This is a genomic window from Bradyrhizobium sp. P2_E8, assembly GCF_056403875.1.
In genome coordinates this window covers 1-5462 of record NZ_JBFUES010000499.1, presented here as the reverse complement: position 1 = coordinate 5462, position 5462 = coordinate 1, and the positions used below count along the sequence as shown (strand labels likewise).

Sequence of the window (5462 nt, the reverse complement as noted above, 5' to 3'; positions counted from 1 at the left end):
GCCGTTGAGTGACCGTCGACGCGGCACGGTGCCGGTCGGTCGGGCGGTCGCGGAGGCGCCGCCGCGGCACCGAACTCCCGAAAAACTCCCGAACCGGCGCGCGAGGAGAGCAAAAACCCTTGAGCCACAAGGGTTTACGGAGCTGGCTCTTAGAGCGACGCACTGTAAACGCGTTGGCATTTTGGGTGTTCTGGGCGCCGCCAACCCGCGCCAAATATACGTTTATGCAACAAAGGCTTAGCAATGATGGCAACCCGCAACCCTTCCGGTCCAATTGGGGAACAAAAGGCCAACAGAGGCAAATAGGAGGACGCAGACTCCCGGAAAACTCCCGAACCTTTCCGGCCTGCCGGAGACACGGGAATCGGGGTCCAAATTGCCGGCCGTGCTGGAAGGAGTTTTCCAGACCGTCGCGGCTCCCGTGCCGTTGGCCCTCAAGCGGGCTGGAGGTCGCGGCGCAGGTCTCAAAGGCCGTGCCCGCTCGACCGACCAGCGGCTTCGGACGCACCGCGACGCGGTGGGTTGATGCGATACGGGAGAGGTGGCAGCCACCGGGACCGATCGGCGCCGTCGGCACCCTCAAGCCTTCGCCGGCAACTGGCGGCCCCGGTGTTTCCGTTTTCGCCGGCCGGCTCCACGCCGGTCCGGGGATCGACCTGCGTCCACTTCTCTCCTGGAGCTCCAAAAGGGGGCCGGTTAGCGGTAACCTGCTTTGCCCCGGCACAGGCCCCCGCGTTCGAAGCGGTCGCGCGACCTCGTCCACGCAGGAGGCGGCCTCTCGGTCGGAGGCAGCAGGGCTGCCTACGGCCACGATCGATTCCTGGGTGGCGGCGGCCGAACGTTTCACAGGGCGGCCGCCGTTTCCTCGACGCCTTCGGCCAGGAGCTCGATGTAGCCGAGCAACGGAACGGGCGAAAAAGAGATGCCTCCGACCGCCGGCAGGCGGAAGGAATCCATCAGATGGACGAAGTCCCATTGGCCTCCCGGGGCCGGGGGAAGCGTCAGGGTCTCCGAGGCGAAGACTTTCCGGTGCCGCGGTCCTCCGCGCTCCCAGCGGTCGATGGTGCCGAACAGGATGGTGCCACGGCCGTCGGTCCAGTGGAGGCCCACGCCCTGGACGGCCGGCATCGCGCCGGTCGTCGCCACGGTCCAGGTCGTCTTGAAGATCGAGGCCAGCTCGTCTTCGAAGGTCGTGGCCGCGGACGTGCCATGCGGCCTGTCGCCGTCGATCTGAAGGGTCATCGACGCGAACCGCGGCGTGACGCGAGCGATCGCGTCCGGGCGGACCCGGCTTCCGATGCCCAGGAGAAGCCATGCTCCGTCCATGGCGAGCGCTTCGGCGTTGTCCGGGCGCGTGCAGGGCACTGCTCCGGCGACGACGAGGGCGTTGACGGCCGCCTTGACCATCTTCGGGTCCAGGTTGAGCCGTTCAGCTACCTCGCGGCGGAATCCCTGGGTCTCGAACAGCTTCCGCCTTGCCTGGTTCGATCTCGCTTCGTCCGACATGTTGACCTCCGGTTCGGGCGCGCCGGCTTGACGGGCGCCTTCCCTTCTTCTACGGAATTAAATTCCGTGGAGTCAAAGAGCCCGTCGCGATGGTTAATTCCCGTCAACTTGCCGAATGCGTCGCGACGGCCATGGGCAAGCCGGCGACCTCGACCGCACAGCACGTCAAGAACCTGCGGGAAGCGAAGGGTGCGAAGAAGGAGGGGGTGCCGCTCGTCACCGCCGGCGGTCGGGGGCGCAACGCTCCGACGATGTCCCGCAAAGACGCGGCGACATTGATTTGCGCGATCCTGGGCTCAGACGCGGTCCAGGACAGTGTCAAGACCGTCGAGTGGATGCGAGACCTGAAGCCGGAGTTTCATGGCTACCGCTTCAAACGACCGCACGGGCGCTTTTGGCGCATTGCCGATGTAGAGGTCGGCATCCGGCCTAACCACGACGTCATCGAAGCGCTGGCGCGCGTTCTCGAGTTCTTCGACCGCGAAGCCGAATACAAGATGGCATTCGAGAGCTACGGACCGGCGAACCCGGACATCTACTTCCGCTTCTACGTCGAGTTCCCCCAACGCTTCGTTTCGCTAACTTTCGGCGTCAGGCGCGTGGTTTCGGCCGCGTGGACATACGGGCGCCGCCTGCGTGTCCCGGACAAGCAGGCGCGCTGGACCGAGCAGGACGAGTTGCGCGAAATCGCTGCAATCTCGAGACCCCCAAACTCAATCGGGCGAGAATCGAATGACTGACCCAAGCGACGACTCGAAGGTGCACGGAATGCAAACCGAAAAGAAAGTATCCCCGCTGGATGTCGTTCGCGTCGTCCTAGGCGAAGCGCTGCCCGCAACGGCTCTCGCGCTCTTATGGGGCCGAGGCGATGAGCCAGACGAGATCGCAGCGCGCTTCAGAATCAGCTTGGCGGAGGTCGAAGACGCCATTCGACTGCACGGTCATAAATATCCGAAGCGCCCGAAGCGCCGCCGTCGCCGCATGTAAGTTCAGTCAATCGTCCGGCATGGAAAGGAATCCGATTGGGCCGACCGCGCCCCTGACGGCGGACTGATGTGCACACGGGCGGAAGGACTTGCTGGTGCAAATGCAGACCGACCTGATCCAGGCCGCCAAAGATACCGCTTCGGACAACGAGGCGAGCGTTTTTCAATTCGTCGAGCGAACCGTGGCCAAGAGCTCGTCGGGAAGAAGCCGACCGCTATGGCGACTCCGAGGACTTCGCCCTAATGGAGCGCAAGATGCTGATGGACGCTGRCTGGCCGCGCGAGGCTCTGCTGATGACCGTGACTCGCATCGCGCAAGGAGATGCGGGCGGCGGCAATGATGGCGCATAGCCAAGTAAACCGATCGGACGACCGATTCCGCCGAGGTCAGATGGGCCGAGGACGGCTTCTTTGAGGTTAGAATGTGCAGGCGGCAGAGAGAGTGGGACTCTCTCCCCCCAAGCCGTGAGACCGCGAAAACCCGCAGAAAACAAGGATTCCGAGAAAGCCCGGTCGCGATTTGTGACCACCGCTGTGTACCACCTGGTCGGCCTATTCGGCCGTCAACCTCGGCCATTTTCAAGGCGTTTGAAGCCGCCGTCTTAGAGAACTTTTTTGAGGTTATGTGGTCACGTTCAGCACCTCGGAGGGGCCTTCGAGAACGCTTCTGCAAGGAAGCCGACGGCGAGCGCGATGATCCCGCCCGCGACAGCTCCCGTCAGGACGTGGATGACGACGATCTCCGCCGCCGTCGAAGGATTCAGACTGCCGCTGCCGGTAACTATCGTGATGGCGGCCTCCTGCAGGAAAGCGCCGCTCAGGGCGCCTCCGACGAGGCCGGCGACGCTGTGGCCGATGAAGCCGAACCGGTGTTCGCGGGACACGCTCGCCGCGGCGTGGGCGCCGAACAAGCCCGCGATTGTCTGGATCCCCAGTCCCCACAGCGTCATGGTCTCAGCTCTTGCGCTTGACCACCTTTTTCGGCGCCTTCGCTGGCGCCGGCGCGCAGCAGGCGACCGCGTCGGTGGCGACGAGGTTGCAGAGCTCAGGATGCCCATGGCAGCAGTCGTCGACCAGGAACGCGATCACCGACCGCATGCCTTCGGGATCGGACCGGTAGATGATCGTGCGACCCTCTCGGGACGAGCGGAGCAGGCCGGCCCGCACCAGGATGGCAAGATGGCTGGACAGGGTGTTGTGGGGGGCGCCGATCGTCTCGGCGATCTGCCCGGCGGTGACGCCGATCGGTTCATGCTTCATCAGAAGCCTGACGATCGCCAGCCGGGTGGGTTGGGCAAGTGCCGATAGGGCCGAAATCGCGTGGGGCTCGCCGAAAGCGCTGCCAGCGAGCGCGGCGTTGGCATGGCTCGCCACCGCGAGCATCGATTTCCGCATCGAAACGTCCCCTTGAAGCATGGTCATGCTCCTTCTAGCCCAAACGGATGATGACAAGCCACAACGKTTCGATTATTGGATATGTCGAGACGTCTCGACATATCGTATAGAATTACTTTGAAGATTGAATGACAACGATCGAGCTCTCCGGTCGATAGGCGTATCGGCCGCGATTCCGAGGAAACCAACGCCAGTAGGCGTACTGGCGCACCCGAGGAGCTATTGCCATGTCGCAGCGTTGCGATCGGATGGTCGATGTCGGCCGCCGTAAATTCATGAGTGGGGCCGGCCTGGCCGCGGCCGGAGTTGCAGTCACCTCCGTCGTCCCTGGACCACAAGCGAAAGCGGCGCCCGCAGCGGCCCGCGTCGATTATCCCTCCAATCGCCTCGCGAACGTCGCCGACCTCAAGGTCAACGAACCCCTGAACGTCAACTATCCGGACGCAGACGCGCCCGGTGTGCTGCTGAAGCTCGGCAGGAAGGTGCCCGGCGGGGTCGGCGCCGACAGCGACGTGGTCGGATTCTCGACCACGTGTCCGCACAAGGGCTTCCCGCTCAGCTACAACGCCGGCGACCGGACTATGAACTGTCCTGGCCACTACTCGCGATTCGACTGCGAGGCAGGCGGCCAGCAGGTGTGGGGCCAGGCCACCCAGAACCTTCCCCAGTATGTGCTGCACGTCGACGCCAAGGGCGACATCTACGCCGAAGGTGTGGACGAACTGCTCTACGGCCGTCTGTCGAACGTATTGTAAGGGGGAGAAACAACATGGCCTACAAACGCCAGATCGATCGCTTGCCTATCATTCCGACGGACGCCAAGGAATTCAACGTCACCTGCCACTACTGCATCGTCGGCTGTGGCTACAAGGCCTACACCTGGCCGGCCAACAAGCAGGGCGGGACGGCCGCGGCCCAGAACAAGTTCGGTATGGATCTRTCGAAGCAGCAGCCGGCCGAGACCGACGCGTGGTACGCGCCCTCGATGTACAACATCGTCAGTCAGAACGGGCAGGACGTCCACATCGTCATCAAGCCCGACCACGACTGCGTCGTGAACTCAGGTCTGGGTTCGATCCGCGGCGCCCGAATGGCGGAGATGAGCTACTCGCAACAGCGCAACACCGAGCTCCAGCGTCTCACCGATCCGATGGTGTGGCGCTACGGCCAGATGCAACCGACGAGCTGGTCCGACGCTCTCGACCTGGTCGCGCGCGTGACCGTGGCGGTGATCAACGACATGGGCGAGGACGGCCTGTTCGTCTCCGCCTTCGATCACGGCGGCGCCGGCGGCGGTTACGAAAACACCTGGGGCACCGGGAAGCTTTATTTCGGCGCCATGAAGGTCAAGAACATCCGGATCCACAACCGGCCGGCCTACAATTCCGAGGTCCACGCGACGCGCGACATGGGCGTCGGCGAGCTCAACAACTGCTACGAAGACGCCGAACTCGCGGACACGATCGTGGCCGTCGGCACCAACGCGCTCGAGACCCAGACGAACTATTTCCTCAACCACTGGATCCCGAACCTGCGCGGCTCCTCCATAGACAAGAAGAAAGCGGAGTTCGGGTC

General features: G+C 63.8%; 8 protein-coding genes. 5 read left to right on the top strand and 3 right to left on the bottom strand.

What is annotated here, in order from left to right; genetic code table 11:
- Window positions 1-843: 843 nt before the first annotated feature.
- Entirely contained in the window at window positions 844-1506 is a 663-nt protein-coding gene (locus tag AC1D00_RS24690; protein WP_477012450.1) for a hypothetical protein, read from the bottom strand.
- An 89-nt stretch (window positions 1507-1595) separates the two neighbouring features.
- On the opposite strand from AC1D00_RS24690, the gene AC1D00_RS24685 reads away from it, so the two are divergent.
- The 3 genes from AC1D00_RS24685 (at window position 1596) to AC1D00_RS24675 (ending at window position 2843) form a co-directional block, all read left to right on the top strand.
- Complete coding sequence (locus AC1D00_RS24685) at window positions 1596-2246, top strand: hypothetical protein (RefSeq protein ID WP_477012449.1); 651 nt, start codon at window positions 1596-1598, stop codon at window positions 2244-2246.
- Window positions 2239-2493 carry a hypothetical protein gene (locus tag AC1D00_RS24680; RefSeq protein ID WP_477012448.1) on the top strand — a complete coding sequence of 85 codons (255 nt, stop codon included), beginning with the start codon at window positions 2239-2241 and terminating at the stop codon, window positions 2491-2493. Before AC1D00_RS24685 ends, AC1D00_RS24680 begins: the two co-directional genes overlap by 8 nt.
- A 131-nt stretch (window positions 2494-2624) precedes the next feature.
- Window positions 2625-2843: a transglutaminase-like cysteine peptidase gene (locus tag AC1D00_RS24675; RefSeq protein ID WP_477012451.1), complete on the top strand. Its 219-nt coding sequence runs from the start codon at window positions 2625-2627 to the stop codon at window positions 2841-2843.
- 284 nt (window positions 2844-3127) lie between these two features.
- Here the strand turns inward: AC1D00_RS24675 and AC1D00_RS24670 are convergent, their stop codons facing one another.
- Both AC1D00_RS24670 and AC1D00_RS24665 read right to left on the bottom strand, forming a co-directional pair.
- Entirely contained in the window at window positions 3128-3442 is a 315-nt protein-coding gene (locus tag AC1D00_RS24670) for a hypothetical protein (protein ID WP_477012447.1), read from the bottom strand.
- Between the two features lie 4 nt (window positions 3443-3446).
- Window positions 3447-3875 (bottom strand): ArsR/SmtB family transcription factor, encoded by a 429-nt coding sequence (locus tag AC1D00_RS24665; protein ID WP_477012446.1) that lies wholly within the window; start codon window positions 3873-3875, stop codon window positions 3447-3449.
- A 239-nt stretch (window positions 3876-4114) separates the two neighbouring features.
- On the opposite strand from AC1D00_RS24665, the gene AC1D00_RS24660 reads away from it, so the two are divergent.
- Together AC1D00_RS24660 and AC1D00_RS24655 are read left to right on the top strand one after the other, a co-directional pair.
- Complete coding sequence (locus AC1D00_RS24660; RefSeq protein ID WP_477012445.1) at window positions 4115-4642, top strand: arsenate reductase (azurin) small subunit; 528 nt, start codon at window positions 4115-4117, stop codon at window positions 4640-4642.
- Between the two features lie 14 nt (window positions 4643-4656).
- The coding region (locus AC1D00_RS24655; protein ID WP_477012444.1) for an arsenate reductase (azurin) large subunit at window positions 4657-5462 on the top strand (806 nt) is incomplete at its 3' end.

Excerpts from the sequence above, each read along its gene's own strand:
- AC1D00_RS24690 (WP_477012450.1), bottom strand. The coding sequence starts at position 1,506 with ATGTCGGACGAAGCGAGATCGAACCAGGCAAGGCGGAAGCTGTTCGAG.
- AC1D00_RS24685 (WP_477012449.1), top strand. The coding sequence starts at position 1,596 with ATGGTTAATTCCCGTCAACTTGCCGAATGCGTCGCGACGGCCATGGGC.
- AC1D00_RS24680 (WP_477012448.1), top strand. The coding sequence starts at position 2,239 with ATGACTGACCCAAGCGACGACTCGAAGGTGCACGGAATGCAAACCGAA.
- AC1D00_RS24670 (WP_477012447.1), bottom strand. The coding sequence starts at position 3,442 with ATGACGCTGTGGGGACTGGGGATCCAGACAATCGCGGGCTTGTTCGGC.
- AC1D00_RS24665 (WP_477012446.1), bottom strand. The coding sequence starts at position 3,875 with ATGCTCGCGGTGGCGAGCCATGCCAACGCCGCGCTCGCTGGCAGCGCT.
- AC1D00_RS24660 (WP_477012445.1), top strand. The coding sequence starts at position 4,115 with ATGTCGCAGCGTTGCGATCGGATGGTCGATGTCGGCCGCCGTAAATTC.